Source organism: Kribbella caucasensis, assembly GCF_004361855.1.
Lineage (GTDB): Bacteria > Actinomycetota > Actinomycetes > Propionibacteriales > Kribbellaceae > Kribbella > Kribbella caucasensis.
Genome location: NZ_SNWQ01000023.1, coordinates 25237 through 40613, shown reverse-complemented (window position 1 = coordinate 40613; position 15377 = coordinate 25237). Strand labels below are relative to the sequence as shown.

The following is a 15377-nucleotide window of genomic DNA, read 5'->3' as shown; positions in this document are numbered from 1 at the left end:
GCCCGTTAGGGCAGCGTCGGCAGGTCCCACTCGTCGTTGCGCAGTCGCAGGATCGCCAACCCCACCGCGGCGAACCCGGCTGCCTGCAGACCCCAGCCGATCAGGTCGAGCGTGTGATTCGGGACGATCACCGCGGCCACGAAATGGATCGGCTGCGACACGATCACCGCCACCGCCGCCCACCGCGCAACCACCTGGGAGCGCCAGAGCGCGATGCCCAGCAGGATCGTCCCGACGACATGGCCGAGCACGAAGATCCCGGCCGCCAAACCCCCCGTCGGGTGCATCGTGTCGTACAGCTTGGTGATCGTGCCCGCGTCCAGGCCGGCCTCGGTGCCGGTCCACAGCGCCTGGTCGCCTGCCACCAACCACCCCAGCGAGAGGTACCCCGGGATCAGCAGGACCAGCGCGGCCCCCGTCAGCCAAGGCGCCCGACGGCGGGTCAGCTTCCCGACGATGTACGCCGACGGCACGAGCGTCAGGATCCCGATGAACGCGAGCCAGAGCACCAACGACGAGCGCCCCGGTTCGGCCATCACCTTGCTCACGATCGTCGCGCTGTCGTCCGCCGTGTCGTACGGCAGGAAGTACCGCAGCAGCGCGATCGCAGCCGCCCCGATCGGTACGACGAACGCCGCGAGCCACCGACTCGCAGTACGGACATCACGCTTCGTCCGTGGTTGCACCGCTGTCGCGCTCATCGTGCACCTGCCAACTCACGCGCAGGCACGAGCACCAGCGCGGTACCGGCGATCGTCAGCACGATCCCGAAGCCGGCAGCAAACATCGCGGCGGCCGGGACACCGGGCTCGAAGAACGCCGGGACCGCGCCCAGCGCCGACACCAACCTCAGCACGATCAGCGGTACGGCGGCCCGCCGGCTCCCCCGCCACGCGAACACCACCAGCACCAGACTGATCAGACCCAGCGCGGCCGCGACCAGCGCGATCGCCATCGGCGGGTGTTCACCGTCGGTGACGAGCGGCGTAACCAGATCCCCCACAGAAAGCACGCCGAACGCGATCAGTCCGGCCCGGAACGTACGAGACATCACTACCTCCCCAAATTGGTAAGTCACGCCACCACCCTGGGCTGGGAGCGATCCCCTCGCCTGAGGCGGCCGTCCCTCGCGTACGGGAGATCGCCCGGGCGCGGCGGGATCGCAATCCCGGGACGCCGGGACACTTGAAGGCGCACACTGATTCCCATGGGAGGGACCGTGTCGCTGAGTAAGCGGCTGGCGGAGCGGCGTCCGTTGGCGGCCGCGCTGGGCCGGCGCCGGCTGGCAGCCGGGCTGGGGACGTTCGCCGTCCTCGAGGTGATCGCAGCGGTGGTGCTGGCGGTCGTGGTCGGCTGGTCGTTCCAGGACGCACTCGAGAGTTTCGTCGTGACGAACGGCCTGATGGGCTGTGCGTTCGCGATCTGCGGCGCGGTGATCGCCTGGCACCGGCCGTCGAACCCGATCGGCTGGCTTTTCGTGGCCGACGGCATCGGTCATGCCACCACCGCAGTCGGCGCACCGCTCGCGCAGCTCCTCCACGACAACTCCGCGCCGGTCGAACTGCAGCGGCTGGCGTTGACGATCTTCTCCTGGTCTTGGCCGTGGTCGATCGGGCTGTTCCTGCCGCTCGCGTTGCTGTTGTTCCCGGACGGCCGGCTGGTCTCGCCGCGCTGGCGACCGGTGGCTTGGGCAGTCGTCCTCACCTCGCCGCTGTTCGCGCTGGAGATGGGTTTGTCGCCCGAGTCGCCGTTCGAAGGCGGGCCGAGCGGGTACCTGACCCTGTCTTCTTATGACACGTTGCAACCACTGTGGATTGCGACCGAGCTCCGCGGTCTGCTGGCGTTCGCGCTCGCGATCGTCTGCCTGGTCATCCGCTATCGCCGGGCCTCCGATACCGGTAGGCGTCAGCTGCTCTGGCTGCTGCTGGCAGCCGTGATCGCGGTGGCGTTCATGATTCCCTGGGCTCTGGTGGCGGGTACGCCGATCTTCGTGCTGCTCGCGATCCCGCTGGTACCCGCTGCGGTGGCGGTCGCGATCGTGCGGCACCAGTTGCTCGACATCCGGCTGGTCGTGTCGCGGGCGATCGCGTGGGCGCTGTTGTCGATCGTTGCCATCGGCTCCTATGCGGCGCTGGTCGCGGTGACGGATTCGTTCATCTCCTCGCGGTTCGGTCGGTCGGCCGCGCTGACGGTGATCGTGGCGCTGCTGATCGCGCCGGTCCTACCGCGTCTCCAACGGCTGGTCGACCGGGCCATGTACGGCGATCGGCGCGATCCCGCGAGGGTGGCGTCCCGCGTCGGCGAGGAACTGTCCGCCAACCCCGAAGGCGGTATGACCGGCGTCGTCTCCGCAATCCGCTCAGCCCTGCGACTCCCGTACGTCGCTCTCTCGTCGAACGGTGAACTCATCGCAACAGCGGGTTCACCCGAACCAGGCCGGCCAGACACCACCACACCACTCGCGCCGCCAGGCGTAGTACCGGTGGAGCTCTCCTACGGCGGGAGCCCGGTCGGGGTACTGCTGATCGGGCTTCGGCCGGGTGAATCGGCGTTGTCGGTCGCCGACCGGAACGTGCTCGCCCTGGTCGCCGTACCGCTGGCCGTCGCCGTCCACGCGACGCAGTTGTCCGCCGAACTCCAAGCATCCCGGGAGAAACTGGTCGCCGCACGCGAGGAGGAACGTCGACGGTTGCGCCGGGATCTGCACGACGGACTCGGCCCGACGTTGACCGGGGTCGCATTCACCGCCGACGCCGCCGCGAACCTGGTCTCGGCGGATCCGGATCGTGCGTCGTCGCTGCTTGGCACCTTGCGTACGGATACGCGGACCGCGATCGCCGACGTACGCCGCCTGATCGACGACCTGCGACCATCCGCGTTGGACGAACTCGGTTTGGTCGGCGCACTACAGCAGCGAGCGGACCAGTTGTCCTGGCGGGCGGACGGCGCATCGGTATCGGTGAAGGTTGCCGCCGACAGCCTGCCGACGTTGCCGGCCGCGCTCGAGGTCGCGGCGTACCGGATCGCCACCGAGGCGCTCACCAACGTCGTACGCCACTCGCGCGCGACGGCCGCGGTCGTGTCAGTGCGCTGTGGTTCCGAGTTGGAGATCGAGGTGACCGACGACGGACCACCCAACGGCGCCTGGATCCCCGGCGTCGGCCTCCAGGCAATGCGCGAACGAGCAGCGGAACTCGGCGGCCTCTTCGAAGCGGGCCCATCCCCTAATGGCGGCCGAGTGCACGCTAGCTTTCCTCTGGTGGTGATGGAGAGATGAGCATTCGGGTGCTGTTGGCGGACGATCATCCGGTGGTGCGGGCCGGGTTGTCCGCGTTGCTCTCGTCGTTGCCGGGGATCGAGGTTGTGGCCGTCGCGTCGACCGGGCGGGAGGCGGTGCGTGAGGCGGTGACGTTGAAGCCCGACGTCGCCGTACTGGATCTCCAGATGCCCGACCTGGACGGCTTCGCGGCGACACGCGAGTTGGCGCGCACCGCTCCTTCGGTCGCCGTTCTGGTGCTGACGATGTTCGAGGACGATGACTCGGTGTTCGCCGCGATGCGTGCGGGTGCTCGCGGCTATCTCGTCAAGGGCGCCGAACAGGACGAGATCGCCCGCGCCATCCACGCCGTCGCGGCCGGCGAAGCGATCTTCGGCCCTGGGGTCGCCCGCCGGATGCTGACGTTCTTCTCCGCTCCCCCGTCGACCGCGCCCGACCCGTTCCCCGACCTGACCACCCGCGAACGCGAGATCCTCGACCTCCTCGCCGCCGGCCTCCCCAACGCCACCATCGCCGACCGGTTGTCCCTGTCCCCCAAGACCGTCGCGAACAACGTCTCCTCGATCTTCACCAAACTAGGCGTCGCCGACCGCCCCTCCGCCATCATCCAAGCCCGCAACGCCGGCCTCGGCGACCACTAACGCAACCCCTGGCGGACCCCCCGCCCACAGCTACTGGTTGGAGCGTGGCCGGAGGGGTTCGATGGCCTTGCGGTAGCGGGTGCCGATGACTTCCAGGTGCTTCACCAGGGCGGGCGGGGCGGTGACGTGGAAGTCGAGGCCGAGCATGCCGATGTAGACGGCGATGATTTCGAGGGAGTCGGCGCCGGTGACGAGGACGCAGGTGTGGTCGTCGATCGACTCGACGATGCCGACGGCCGCGTGGATGCGGGAGAGGACTTCGTCGGCGGAGGCGAACACGGTGATGCGGGCGTGCACCTTCCAGCCGGTCGACGCGACGTCGCGGAGTACGAAATCTATGTAGTCGCCATCGGGCATCGGGCGAGGCTTGTAGCGGCGGCCGGTGGCCATGCGGAGGGTGATCCAGTCGACGCGGTAGGTGTGCCAGTCGCCGGACTCGTCGCGGGCGACGAGGTACCAGTACCGCTGCCAGCTGACGAGGCGATAAGGCTCAACCAGGATCGGCATGTCCAGGGTCGCGTAGTCGAAGCGGAGGAAGTGTTCGTCGCGGATGGCGGCGGCGATGGTGGTGAGGAGTTCGGGCGCCACCTCGGGGTCCTTGACGTTGGAGCCGGTGTTGTCGGGCCCCTTCGACATCGTCGTGTGGATCGCGTTCACCTGGCGGCGGAGGCGGTGCGGGAGGACCTGTTCGAGCTTCGCCAGGGCGCGGGCGCTGCTCTCCTCCATCCCGGTGACACCGGCACCGGTCCGCAGGCCGACCGCGACCGCCACGGCCTCCTCGTCGTCCAGGAGTAGCGGCGGCAACTTGGCGCCGACCCCGAGCTGGTAGTACCCGGCCGGGCCGCGTACGGCGTCGACCGGATAACCGAGTTCGCGCAACCGGTCGATGTCGTTGCGGATCGTCCTCGTACTGACATCGAGCCGCTCGGCCAGTTCCGCGCCGGTCCAGGCCGGCCGCGTCTGCATCAGGGCCAGTAGAGAGAGCAATCTGGACGAGGTTTCACGCATGCGAAGAATTGTCGCACAAATAGGAATCTATCGTTCCTATACGGGTTTTACGGTGAAGCCATGAACACGACAACGGACATCCGGCCCTTCACCGTCGACATCGCCCAGGCTGACCTGGACGATCTGCTCGCCCGCCTCGCGCGGACGCGGCTGCCCGAGCCCGTACCCGGCGACGACTGGGACTACGGCACCCCGAACCACTACCTGAGCGAGATGGTCGACCACTGGCAGAACGGTTTCGACTGGCGGGCGCAGGAGAAGCGGATGAACGAGTTCCCGCACTACCTGACCGAGATCGACGGGCAGACCATCCACTTCATCCACGTCCCGTCGCCGGTCGAGGGCGCGACGCCGTTGCTGCTGACCCACACGTACCCGGGTTCGTTCGTCGACTACCTCGACCTGATCGGCCCGTTGACCGATCCGGAGGCACACGGCGGCGATGCGGCCGACGCGTTCTCGGTCGTCGTACCGTCCATGCCCGGCTTCGGATTCAGTACTCCGGTCGCGGACCGCGGCTGGACGATGGCGCGGGTGGCCCGCACGTACGACAAGTTGATGCGCAAGCTCGGGTACGGGTCGTACGGCGTGCACGGGAGCGACGGCGGCGCCATGATCTCCCGCGAGCTCGGAGTGCTGAACCCGCCCGGATTCCTCGGGCTGCACGTGCTGCAACTGTTCTCGTTCCCGTCGGGCGACCCGGCCGAGTTCGAGAAGTTCACCCCCGAGGACTACGCGGCACTCCAGCACCTCGAGTGGTTCCAGTCGGTCGGCGGCTACAACGCGATCAACTCGACCCGCCCGCAGACCGTTGCCGTCGGCATCTCCGACTCACCGGTCGGCCAGCTCGCCTGGAACGAACTCTTCAACAACTTCGGCAACGGCACCAGCCTGGTGAGCCGGGACCAGATCCTCACCGAGGTCACGCTCTACTGGTTCACCAACACGTCCGCGACGGCCGGCCGCTACCACTACGAGGAGGCGCACTCCGGCGCCGAACCAGCCGTCAACAACGCGCCGACCGGCGTCGCCGTCTTCGCCGACGACTTCAAGACCATCCGCCCCCTGGCCGAGCGCGACAACACCAACATCGTGCACTGGTCCAACTTCCCCGACGGCGGCCACTTCGCCTCCCTCGAACGCCCGAACGACGTGGTCGCCGACCTCCGCCAATTCTTCGCCGGCCTCCGCAAGAGCTGACTCATCCCGAGCGAGTGTGACCACCGTGCCGCCGGCAGAGGCTTGCCGACGGCACGGTGGTCACGTCAGGAGGGTTTGAGGGTCAGGCCGTCGGCGGCCAGGAAGACGGGCATCGGGTCGCTGATGGCGCCGATGAAGCCGTCGGGGCCTTCGTTGTGGAAGGCGAGGAGCACCCACGCGCAGTCGGGATCCCGCACCAGACGCCCGACGTACAGGGAGTCGTCGGTGAGTGGGGTTGCCTTGGCGATGTCGAATGGTCCGGTGAGGTTATCGGTCACGAGGGACCAGATACCGCCGCTGCCTGCGGTCTTGTTTCGCCACGCCGCCATTTCGCCGCGCAGGCAGTTGAACAGCAGAACGACTTGGCCGTCGACCTCCTCGACGTGGAAGACCTCCAGGTGCCCGAATCCGGCGCCCGGCCGGCTGAGTGGGGGCTGGACGTCCCAGTGGAGCAGGTCTTTGGATCGGGCGTAGCCGACGACGCCACGGTCGTCGACCGGTCCGTGGCCGGCGCGGGCGGTGATCAGCATGTGCCACCCGTCGCCGTCCGGGTCCGGGTACACCCAGGGGTCTCGCCAGGCCTCGTCGAACCACGAGGCTCCGTCGTACTTCTCGTACCACCGCGGATCGGCCTCGAGGAGTGGGTTGCCGGTGTACTTGTGCCAGGTGATCAGGTCGTCCGAGGTCGCCAGCCCGATCCGCTGGATCATCGCCCCGCCCTCGTCCCTTCCGCCCGTGTAGAACATGTACCACCGACTGTCAGGCCCTTGCACGACGCAACCGGTCCAGGTCGCGGTCTCGTCGAAGTCCCCGGCCTCGCCCCGCACCAAGGCGTCCGGCAACCGCGTCCAGTGCCGTAGGTCATCCGAGACCGCGTGCCCGATCGACGCACGGCCGTGACGCCGGTCGGGATCGTGCAGCGCGCGGGAGGCGTACAGGAAGAAGAGGTGGTACTGATCGCCGTCCTGCGCGATCCAGAAGTCCCACACCCACGAGTCGGGAAGCTCGAGCATCAGCCCTTGACCCCCGCCGAGGCGATGCTGCCGATGAAGGCGCGCTGGAACGCGACGAACAGGACGAGCACCGGCACGGTGATCATCGAGGCGTAGGCCATGATCTGTCCCCAAGAGACGTTGAGTTGGAAGAAGTACTGGATGCCGATCATCACCGGGCGGAGTTCCTCGCTCTGCACCACCATCAGGGGCCAGAGGTAGGAGTTCCAGGCGGGCAGGAAGGTCAGGATCGCGACGGTCGCGATGGCCGGCCCGGACAGCGGCATCACGACGCGCCGGTAGATGCCGAACCACCCGGCACCGTCCATCCGCGCGGCCTCGTCGAGCTCGACCGGGATGCTGGTGAAGTACTGGTAGAACAGGTAGATCGAGAACGCGTTGGCGACGAACGGCAGGATCTGCACCTGGTAGGTGTCGAGCCAGCCTTCGGTCAGCCGCAACTGGAAGCCGTGGATCTCCAGCCAGGGCAGCTTGTTGACCCACCACACCAGTGGCAGCGCGAAGGTCTCGAACGGAACGATCAGCGTCGCGATGATGGCGGCCAGTACGACGCGACGCCCGCGCCAGCGCATCCTCGACAGCGCGAACGCGGCCATGCTGTTGATCAAGATGCCCAGCACAACCGTCACCGCCGAGACCAGCACCGAGTTGACCAGGAACCGCGCGGCGGGGACCCGGTCGAACACGCCCCGGTAGTTCTCCAGCGAGACGTCACCCACCGGCAGGATCGCCTTGATCGAACCGAGGTCGGCGAAGATCTGCGCGTCCGGTTTGAAGGACGCGACGAACATGAAGAGGAGTGGGAACGCGAAGAAGATCACCAGAGCCGATCGCGCCACCTGAATCAGCCGGCCGCGCCTGGCGGTGGAGGTCGTCATGTCAGTCCTGCTCTCTGGTCAGGAAGCGCTGGACGCCCGAGACCGCCAGCACCAGAACGAAGAACACCAGCGAGACGGCCGCCGCGTACGAGGTCGACTGCTGCTCGTACCCGGATCGGACCGCCATGAAGACCACCGTGGTCGTCGAGTCGAGCGGGCCGCCCTGGGTCATCACGCTGATCTGGGTGAAGAGGCTGAGTGCCGCGATCGTAATCGTGATCAGGATGAACGTGCGCGTCGCTCGCAGGCCCGGCCAGGTGATGTGGGTGAACGTCTTCCAGGTGGACGCCCCGTCCAGAGCGGCCGCCTCGTACAGGTCACGCGAGATGGTCTGCAGCCCGGCCAGCCAGATGATCATGTGGAATCCGACGGCCTGCCAGATCGACATGAACATGATGGCCGGCATTGCCGTGGACGGGTTGTTCAGCCAGTCCGTTCCGTGCCACTGGCCGAACGACACCGCCTCGATGATCTTGTTCAACAGCCCGTCCGGCTGGTAGATGAACCGCCACAACAGCGAGATCACCACCATCGAGGTGACCACCGGAGCGAAGTACACGGTCCGGAAGAAGTTGGTTCCCCGGACCTTCGCGTTGGCCAGCAAGGCCAGCACCAGCGCCAGCCCGGCCTGCACCGGAACCACCACAACGGCGAAGTACGCGGTGTTGCGCAGCGAGGCCCAGAACAGGCTGTCGCCGAAGAGCCTGATGAAGTTGTCCGCGCCGACGAAGTGCGGCGGCCGCGGCGAGATCAGCCGGGCGTTGGTGAAGGCGAGCCCGAACGCCAGCAGCACCGGGACCAGGAAGAAGACGATCAGCAAGATGACGGCCGGCGAGGCCATCGCGGCGCCGATCAGCGTCTCGTGCGTTCGCGCCGTCCGGGTCCCGCCGCGCCGATGCTGGCGCGGCAGGACATCCTCGGCAACTTGCTCGGGAGCCGTGGTCGTGGACATGTCAGAACTCGTAGTTGCCGTTGGACTTGATGTTGTTGTCGATGTCCTTGGCGGCCTTGTCGAGGATCTTCTGCGCGTCACCGCCGGCCAGAATGTCCGAGACCGCCTTCTGGAACGTCGAGGCGATGAACGGGTATGCCGGTGTCACCGGGCGAACCAGGGCATGCTTCTGGGAGAGCTCGAGGAAGAACCGGTACTTGCCGCCCGGGGCGAAGTTCGGCACCTGCGCCGCGGCATCGGTGTTCGCCGGGATCAGGCCGAGTGCCGTCGCGTAGTCGACGTAGTACTCCGGCTTGGCCGAGAACTTCAGGTACTCCAGCGCGCCGTCCTTGGCCGCGCAGGACGAGGACATGCCCCACTGCCAGGACGCGCCACCGATCTTCGGACCCTTGCCGAAGTCCGGCGGTGGCAGGAAGACCACGTCGGCGCCGAACTTCTTCGTCACCGCGTCGGCCGCCCAGCTGCCGTTCCACATGATCGCGGACTTGCCGTTCACGAAGTCGACGGTCGAGTCCTTGCCGGACTTCTGCTGCGCGTAGCCCTTGGTGATCAGGCCGCGGAACCAGCTCGCCCACTCGAGCGCCTCCGGACCGTTCAGCACACCCGTCGCGCTCTGGTAGGTTTCGCGGTTCACCAGGTCTCCCCCGAAACTCTGCAGCAACGGCGAGTAGGCGTACGGGATCCATTCGCCCGTCCCCGCCGTACCCATGTCGAGCGGGAAGGCGAACTTGCCGCCGGCCTTGATCTTGCCGACCGCCGCGTCGAACTCGTCGCCGGTCCACGGCTGGTCGAGGGTCGGGATCCGGATGCCGTTCTGGGTGAGGACGGACTTGCGGGCGATCAAGCTCATCGCGACGTCGTAGTGGCCGAACGAGTACACCTTGTCGTCGACCTTGCCCAGCGTGCTCGGCAGCTGCTTGTCGAAGAATCCGGCACCCAGGTCGAGCGGCTGCAGGTAGCCGGCCCAGGCCCAGTTGGGGACGTTCGGCCCGTCGATGTCCATGACGCAGGGCAGCTTCTTCGCCGACGCCGCGGCGGTGACCGCGTCGTTGTACGACGCCTGCGGGAACGACTGCAGCTTCACCTTGTACTTGGACTGGCTCGCGTTGAAGGCGTCGACCACCTTCTTGTTCACGGCGAGCTCGGTCGGATTGCCGCCGTTGTGGGTCCACAACTCGAGGGTGGTGACGCCGCCTTCGTTACTGGCGCCGCTGTCGGAGGATCCCGACGAGCAGCCGGTCAGTCCGACGGCCGCGGCGGCCAGCAGGGCAACCAGCTTCGGTGTGCGTGACATGGTCTGTTTCCCTTTCGTTCTTGGGCAGTGCTTCTTGGGCAGTGCTGTTTGGGCGGTGCTGTTTGGGCAGGGCCAAGCTGCCCGTACTGCGTTGTGCAGCGGGATGTCTGGCGAAGTCGAGGTGCTAGGCGACCGAGTTCCGGGGAACCAGCGGGCAGTTCAGTTCCACCTGCCGCGGTCCGCTGAGTTCTCGTCCCTCGATCTGGGTTATCAATGTCTCCACGGCCCACGCGCCCATCTCGTAGTGCGGCAGCGCGACTGTGGTGAGGACGGGCCGGAGTCCATCGGCGATGAGTTCCTGGTTGTCGAACCCGACCACCGACAGATCCTCCGGAATACGCAGACCGAGCTCGGCCGCGGCGTGGTACGCCCCCATGGCCATCCGGTCGTTGAAGCAGAACAACGCGGTCGGTCGATCGGTTGCCGACAGCAACTTACGGGCGGCTTGCAGTCCGCCCTCGGTCTCGGATCTTCCATCGACCACCAACCGCTGGTCGAAGGCCAGTCCGGCGTCATCTAGCGCGGCCCGGTATCCGGCCAGCCGTCCGCGCTTCGCCGGGATGTCGTCGATGTTGTTGATGAAGCCGATGCGGGTGTGCCCGTGACGGATGAGCTCCTCGGTCGCGGTACGGCCACCGCGGACCTCGTCCGGGACCACCGACGGCACCGACGCGTCGTTCGAACGCGCGTCCAGCAGCACTGTCGGCACGTCGCCGATCGCCTCGGGCAGGACGACCTCCCGGTGGTACATGGTCGCGTACAGGAACCCGTCCACTTGCCGCTGCCGGAGCGCCCGGATCTCGGCCGCCTCGAACTCGCTGTCGAACCCGGTGTTGACCAGCATCAGCAGCCAGCCCGCCTTCGACGCCGCTTCCTGCGCCCCGAGGATCATCCGGCCCGCGTGCGGCGTGGTGGCGATCTCGTCACTGATCATCGCCAGCATCTGCGACCGCTGCAGCCGGAGATTCCGGGCCACACTGCTCGGCGCGTATCCGAGCTCACCGGCCGATCGCCGGACCCGGTCCCGGGTCGACTCGGTGATGCGCTTGCCCGGCACCTCGTTCAGGACGTGCGACACCGTGGTGACCGATACGCCGGCGTGCGCCGCCACATCCTTGATCGAGACCTTGCGCTGCGACATCGTGTTGCCCAATCGTTTTTCCAACCTGTGGCGAACACTGTCACCCCGCACACCCGGAGCTGTCAAGAGCGCGTGCCCAAACGTTTTTTCAACGGCCGACTGAGCCGATCAGGTGTTCGGGGCGGACCGGGATTCGGGTCAGGGGTAGGCCGGTGGCGTTGCGGAGGGCGGCGAGGATGGCGGGGCCGGCGGAGATGGTGGGGGGTTCGCCGACGCCGCGGAGGCCGTACGGGGCGTGCGGGTCGGCGTACTCGAGGATCTCGACCTGCATGGGTGGGGCGTCCAGGACGGTGGGGATGAGGTAGTCGGTGAAGGAGGCGTTGCGGACTATGCCGTCGGTGGTGACGATCTCCTCCATCAGCGCGAGCCCGAGGCCTTGGAGGGCGCCGCCGTAGATCTGGCCGCGGACCGCTTGCGGGTTGATCGCCTTGCCGACGTCCTGCACGCAGTCGAGCGCGACGACCTTGACCAGGCCGAGTTCGGTGTCGACGTCGACGACTGCACGATGCGCGGCGAAGGCGTACTGGACGTGGGCGTCGGCGCGACCGGTCTCAGGATCGAGCGGGTATGTCGGGCGGTGGCGCCACTCGATCGTGCGCTCCACCGGCGTACCGATCAGCAAGTCGGCCAGGCTGCCGATTCCGCCCTCCGCGGGCGAGATGACCTTGCCGTCAACGAGATGCAGATCGCGAACAGCCCGCCCATAGCACGTCTGGGCGATGTCGAACACCTCGCCTCGGACCAGTTCGCAAGCGGCCTTCACGGCGCCGCCGGTCACGTAGGTCTGCCGGGACGCCGACGTGGAGCCGCCGTTGCCGATCTGCGTGTCCGCGGGAGCAAGGACGACGTTCTCGACGCCGAGTTCGGTCCGGACGATCTGTTGGATGACGGTGGTCAGCCCTTGCCCGACTTCGGCCGCCGCGGTGTGCACCGTGACCACTGGTTCGCCACCGACGACCTCCAGCCGCACCCGTGCCGTGGAGTAGTCGTCGAAGCCCTCCGAGAAGCCGACGTTCTTGAAGGCGACCGCATAGCCGACACCGCGGCGTACCCCTTCGCCGTGTGTGGTGTTCGAGACGCCTCCGGGCTGTTCGCGTAGGTCGAGTTGAGTCGGGTCGACGGGTGGTGGGAGAGGCAGGGCTTGCACGCGGCGGAGCAGTTCATCGACCGGTGCGGCGCTGTCGACCAGTTGGCCGGTCGTCATCCGCGACCCCTCACGCATCGCGTTGCGGCAACGGATGTCGACCGGGTCCAGGCCGAGCTCGGCGGCGATCCGGTCGAGCTGAGCCTCGTACGCGAACGCCGCCTGCACAGTCCCGAATCCACGCATCGCGCCGCAAGGTGGGTTGTTGGTGAAGGCGCCGTAGCAATCCACGCGCACGTTCGGTACGTCGTACGGGCCGATGCCCATCGTGCCGGCGTTCGCCACGACGGCCGGCGTACTGGAGGTGTAGGCGCCGCCGTCGAGGTAGATGCTGGCGCGGACGTACACGATCGTGCCGTCGCGCAGTACGCCATGCTGGTAGCGCATCCGGGCCGGGTGGCGGTGTACGTGGCCGAGGAAGGACTCGGTGCGGTTGTAGACGATCTTGACCGGTTTACCCGTGTGCAACGCGAGCAGGCACGCGTGTACGTGCATCGACAGGTCCTCGCGACCGCCGAACGCTCCGCCGACTCCGGCCAGCGTGAGGCGCACCTTTTCGGGACCGAGACCGAGAGCGATACAGATCTGCCGTTGGTCGACATGCAACCACTGCGTCGCGACGTACAGGTCGACGCCACCGTCCTCAGCCGGTACGGCGAGCCCCGACTCGGGACCGAGGAACGCCTGGTCCTGCATGCCGACCTCGTACTCACCTGTGATCACCACGTCGGCCTGCGGATCCGGGTCGCCCTTGCGGATCTTGACGTGGCGAACCAGATTCCCTTCCGGATGCACCCGTGGTACGCCGGTCTGCCCGGGCGTGTCCCACGAGATGTGGCCGACGGCAAGCATCGCATCCGTCACGGGGGGCAGTGGTTCGTAGTCGACGACGATGCGTTCGGCCGCGAGCCGCGCGGTCTCCGGATGGTCGGCCGCGACGAGCGCAACCGGTTCGCCCTGGTAGCGCACGACATCTGCGGCCAGTACGGGCTGGTCTGCATGGTCGAGCCCGTATGCGTTGAGACCCGGTACGTCGTCTTTGGTGAGCACCGCATGTACGCCTGGCACCGCGAGCGCGGGCCCGATGTCGACGGAACGGATCCGCGCGGACGGATGCGGACTGCGTAGCGTCGCACCCCACAACATCCCGTCCATCCAGAGGTCCGAGGAGTAGGCGAACTGCCCAGTGACCTTGAGCGTCCCGTCCGGTCGTTGGGCGCTGTCTCCGATTCGCCCTGTGTGGGTGATGGTCTGTGTCGTCGTCATCGCGCGAACTCGCCTGTCGGATGGATCCGGGCCGCCGCGAGCCGAACGGCCTCGATGATCTGCTCGTACCCCGTACACCGGCAGAGGTTCCCCGCCAACGCCTCGCGGATCTCCAGGTCGGTCGGATTCGCGTTGTTCCGCAGCAGATCCGCCACTTGGATCAGCAGGCCCGGCGTACAGAATCCGCATTGCACCGCGCCCGTTTCGACGAACGCCTGCTGGATCGGATGCAACCGATCCCCTTCGGACAGTCCCTCGATCGTCCGGATCTCGCGTCCCTCGGCCTGGCCGGCCGCGACCAGGCAGGCGCAAACCGTCTCGTCGTCCATGAAGACGGTGCATGAGCCGCATTCGCCTTGCTCACAAGCGTTCTTCGAACCCGGTAGGCCGAGACGTTCACGGAGGAGATAGAGCAGACTCTCGCCCTCCCAGACATCGTCGGCCTGGTGAGTTTGGCCGTTGACCGTGCAGGTGATCCGCATTCGGCACCGTCCTCAGGCTGCCGCTTCGCCGGTCGACCAGTACTCGTCCCAGGCCCAGGTCAGGGTCCGCCGGGCCATCACGGTCAACGCGTGCTGCCGGTAGGCCGCAGTACCGCGAACGTCGTCAATCGGCTTAGCGGCCGTCGCGACATTCAAGGCGAACTGCTGAACTAGGTCTTCAGGCAGCGGACCACGCCGTTGCCATAGGCTCTTGAGTGCGTGGGTCAGCATCCGCTCGGCTCCGTGGGCGCGGATCGGGGTCGGGGCGGCCGAGCCAATCCCCGTACCGACCGTCTGATGGTGGGCATCGAGTGCGATCGCGAACGAGCACACCGCGATCACCATCGCATTGCGGGTACCGATCTTGCTGAACTGCTGCGGCCCGCGCGCCGTCGGCACGATCACCGCGGCGATCAGCTCCTCCGGCGACAGGGCATTGCGCTTCACGCCGGTGAAGAACTCGTCGATCGGTATCAACCGGCTGCCGACCACCGACGCGACCTCCACCTCCGCGCCGACGGCCAGCAATGGCGGATGGCAATCCCCGGCCGGCGACGCCGCACCCAGATTGCCCCCGACCGTGCCCCGGTTGCGGATCTGCGGAGATCCAACAGTCCGCGCAGCCATCGCCAAACCGGGAAGTTCGTCGTTCAGCTCCTCGATCACCTGACGATAGGTGACGCCCGCACCGAGCCGGATCCGGCCGTCATCGGTGAGCGACCAGGTCGTGAGCTCCGGGATCCTGGTCAAGTCGAGCAGCAACGGCGGCCGCCGCGCGGTCAGGTTGAGCTCGACCATCACATCAGTCCCACCCGCGAGCGGCAGCGCATCGGGGCTCAGCGCCTTGGCCGTCAGCGCTTCGTCCCAGCTCTCCGGTGTCAGGAACTCCATCTCGTCCCCCGGTACGTCTCACTACAGTGAACGACTTCCCGAACCCCCCGCCAACCAGTCGCGCCAATCTCACCCACCGTCACAACCCGGCTACACCCGGCCTGTCCAACGCTGTCAGCCCGCAGAACCCCAGCGCCGGCTGGAACAACCGCGCCAGGCATCCGGCCGCAACCGGGTCTTCAACACCAGC

At 67.3% G+C, this 15377-nt stretch carries 14 protein-coding genes; 3 read left to right on the top strand and 11 right to left on the bottom strand.

Going from position 1 to position 15377, the window contains the following annotated elements:
* Window positions 1–5: 5 nt before the first annotated feature.
* Both EV643_RS35140 and EV643_RS35135 read right to left on the bottom strand, forming a co-directional pair.
* Window positions 6–701, bottom strand: coding sequence for a hypothetical protein (locus tag EV643_RS35140; protein ID WP_133804523.1), 696 nt, complete (start codon window positions 699–701; stop codon window positions 6–8).
* Window positions 698–1051: a hypothetical protein gene (locus EV643_RS35135; protein ID WP_133804522.1), complete on the bottom strand. Its 354-nt coding sequence runs from the start codon at window positions 1049–1051 to the stop codon at window positions 698–700. Before EV643_RS35135 ends, EV643_RS35140 begins: the two co-directional genes overlap by 4 nt.
* A 156-nt stretch (window positions 1052–1207) precedes the next feature.
* Between EV643_RS35135 and EV643_RS35130 the strand changes: the two genes are divergently transcribed.
* Complete coding sequence (locus EV643_RS35130) at window positions 1208–3277, top strand: sensor histidine kinase (protein WP_133804521.1); 2070 nt, start codon at window positions 1208–1210, stop codon at window positions 3275–3277.
* Window positions 3274–3918, top strand: a complete 645-nt coding sequence (locus tag EV643_RS35125) for a response regulator transcription factor (RefSeq protein ID WP_133804520.1) — start codon at window positions 3274–3276, stop codon at window positions 3916–3918. Before EV643_RS35130 ends, EV643_RS35125 begins: the two co-directional genes overlap by 4 nt.
* 30 nt (window positions 3919–3948) lie before the next feature.
* Here EV643_RS35125 and EV643_RS35120 read toward each other — a convergent pair whose 3' ends face one another.
* A complete protein-coding gene (locus tag EV643_RS35120; protein WP_133804519.1) occupies window positions 3949–4926 on the bottom strand; it encodes a helix-turn-helix transcriptional regulator in 978 nt (325 codons plus the stop codon).
* Window positions 4927–4986: 60 nt separating this feature from the next.
* On the opposite strand from EV643_RS35120, the gene EV643_RS35115 reads away from it, so the two are divergent.
* Window positions 4987–6126, top strand: a complete 1140-nt coding sequence (locus EV643_RS35115; RefSeq protein WP_133804518.1) for an epoxide hydrolase family protein — start codon at window positions 4987–4989, stop codon at window positions 6124–6126.
* A gap of 65 nt (window positions 6127–6191) precedes the next feature.
* Here EV643_RS35115 and EV643_RS35110 read toward each other — a convergent pair whose 3' ends face one another.
* From EV643_RS35110 to EV643_RS35075, 8 genes are all read right to left on the bottom strand, one after another.
* Window positions 6192–7139 carry a glycoside hydrolase family protein gene (locus EV643_RS35110; RefSeq protein WP_133804517.1) on the bottom strand — a complete coding sequence of 316 codons (948 nt, stop codon included), beginning with the start codon at window positions 7137–7139 and terminating at the stop codon, window positions 6192–6194.
* Window positions 7139–8017 (bottom strand): carbohydrate ABC transporter permease, encoded by an 879-nt coding sequence (locus tag EV643_RS35105; RefSeq protein WP_133804516.1) that lies wholly within the window; start codon window positions 8015–8017, stop codon window positions 7139–7141. The genes EV643_RS35110 and EV643_RS35105 overlap by 1 nt, the downstream gene beginning before the upstream one ends.
* 1 nt (window position 8018) lies before the next feature.
* Window positions 8019–8969, bottom strand: coding sequence for a carbohydrate ABC transporter permease (locus EV643_RS35100; protein ID WP_133804515.1), 951 nt, complete (start codon window positions 8967–8969; stop codon window positions 8019–8021).
* Between the two features lies 1 nt (window position 8970).
* Window positions 8971–10263 (bottom strand): ABC transporter substrate-binding protein, encoded by a 1293-nt coding sequence (locus EV643_RS35095; RefSeq protein ID WP_133804514.1) that lies wholly within the window; start codon window positions 10261–10263, stop codon window positions 8971–8973.
* Window positions 10264–10387: 124 nt separating this feature from the next.
* Window positions 10388–11404 carry a LacI family DNA-binding transcriptional regulator gene (locus EV643_RS35090; RefSeq protein WP_133804513.1) on the bottom strand — a complete coding sequence of 339 codons (1017 nt, stop codon included), beginning with the start codon at window positions 11402–11404 and terminating at the stop codon, window positions 10388–10390.
* A gap of 88 nt (window positions 11405–11492) precedes the next feature.
* Complete coding sequence (gene pucD / locus EV643_RS35085) at window positions 11493–13814, bottom strand: xanthine dehydrogenase subunit D (protein ID WP_133804512.1); 2322 nt, start codon at window positions 13812–13814, stop codon at window positions 11493–11495.
* Complete coding sequence (locus EV643_RS35080; protein WP_133804511.1) at window positions 13811–14296, bottom strand: (2Fe-2S)-binding protein; 486 nt, start codon at window positions 14294–14296, stop codon at window positions 13811–13813. Before EV643_RS35080 ends, pucD begins: the two co-directional genes overlap by 4 nt.
* 12 nt (window positions 14297–14308) lie before the next feature.
* Window positions 14309–15187: an FAD binding domain-containing protein gene (locus EV643_RS35075; RefSeq protein ID WP_133804510.1), complete on the bottom strand. Its 879-nt coding sequence runs from the start codon at window positions 15185–15187 to the stop codon at window positions 14309–14311.
* Window positions 15188–15377 lie beyond the last annotated feature (190 nt).

Excerpts from the sequence above, each read along its gene's own strand:
- EV643_RS35140 (WP_133804523.1), bottom strand. The coding sequence starts at position 701 with ATGAGCGCGACAGCGGTGCAACCACGGACGAAGCGTGATGTCCGTACT.
- EV643_RS35135 (WP_133804522.1), bottom strand. The coding sequence starts at position 1,051 with ATGTCTCGTACGTTCCGGGCCGGACTGATCGCGTTCGGCGTGCTTTCT.
- EV643_RS35130 (WP_133804521.1), top strand. The coding sequence starts at position 1,208 with ATGGGAGGGACCGTGTCGCTGAGTAAGCGGCTGGCGGAGCGGCGTCCG.
- EV643_RS35125 (WP_133804520.1), top strand. The coding sequence starts at position 3,274 with ATGAGCATTCGGGTGCTGTTGGCGGACGATCATCCGGTGGTGCGGGCC.
- EV643_RS35120 (WP_133804519.1), bottom strand. The coding sequence starts at position 4,926 with ATGCGTGAAACCTCGTCCAGATTGCTCTCTCTACTGGCCCTGATGCAG.
- EV643_RS35115 (WP_133804518.1), top strand. The coding sequence starts at position 4,987 with ATGAACACGACAACGGACATCCGGCCCTTCACCGTCGACATCGCCCAG.
- EV643_RS35110 (WP_133804517.1), bottom strand. The coding sequence starts at position 7,139 with ATGCTCGAGCTTCCCGACTCGTGGGTGTGGGACTTCTGGATCGCGCAG.
- EV643_RS35105 (WP_133804516.1), bottom strand. The coding sequence starts at position 8,017 with ATGACGACCTCCACCGCCAGGCGCGGCCGGCTGATTCAGGTGGCGCGA.
- EV643_RS35100 (WP_133804515.1), bottom strand. The coding sequence starts at position 8,969 with ATGTCCACGACCACGGCTCCCGAGCAAGTTGCCGAGGATGTCCTGCCG.
- EV643_RS35095 (WP_133804514.1), bottom strand. The coding sequence starts at position 10,263 with ATGTCACGCACACCGAAGCTGGTTGCCCTGCTGGCCGCCGCGGCCGTC.
- EV643_RS35090 (WP_133804513.1), bottom strand. The coding sequence starts at position 11,404 with ATGTCGCAGCGCAAGGTCTCGATCAAGGATGTGGCGGCGCACGCCGGC.
- pucD (WP_133804512.1), bottom strand. The coding sequence starts at position 13,814 with ATGACGACGACACAGACCATCACCCACACAGGGCGAATCGGAGACAGC.
- EV643_RS35080 (WP_133804511.1), bottom strand. The coding sequence starts at position 14,296 with ATGCGGATCACCTGCACGGTCAACGGCCAAACTCACCAGGCCGACGAT.
- EV643_RS35075 (WP_133804510.1), bottom strand. The coding sequence starts at position 15,187 with ATGGAGTTCCTGACACCGGAGAGCTGGGACGAAGCGCTGACGGCCAAG.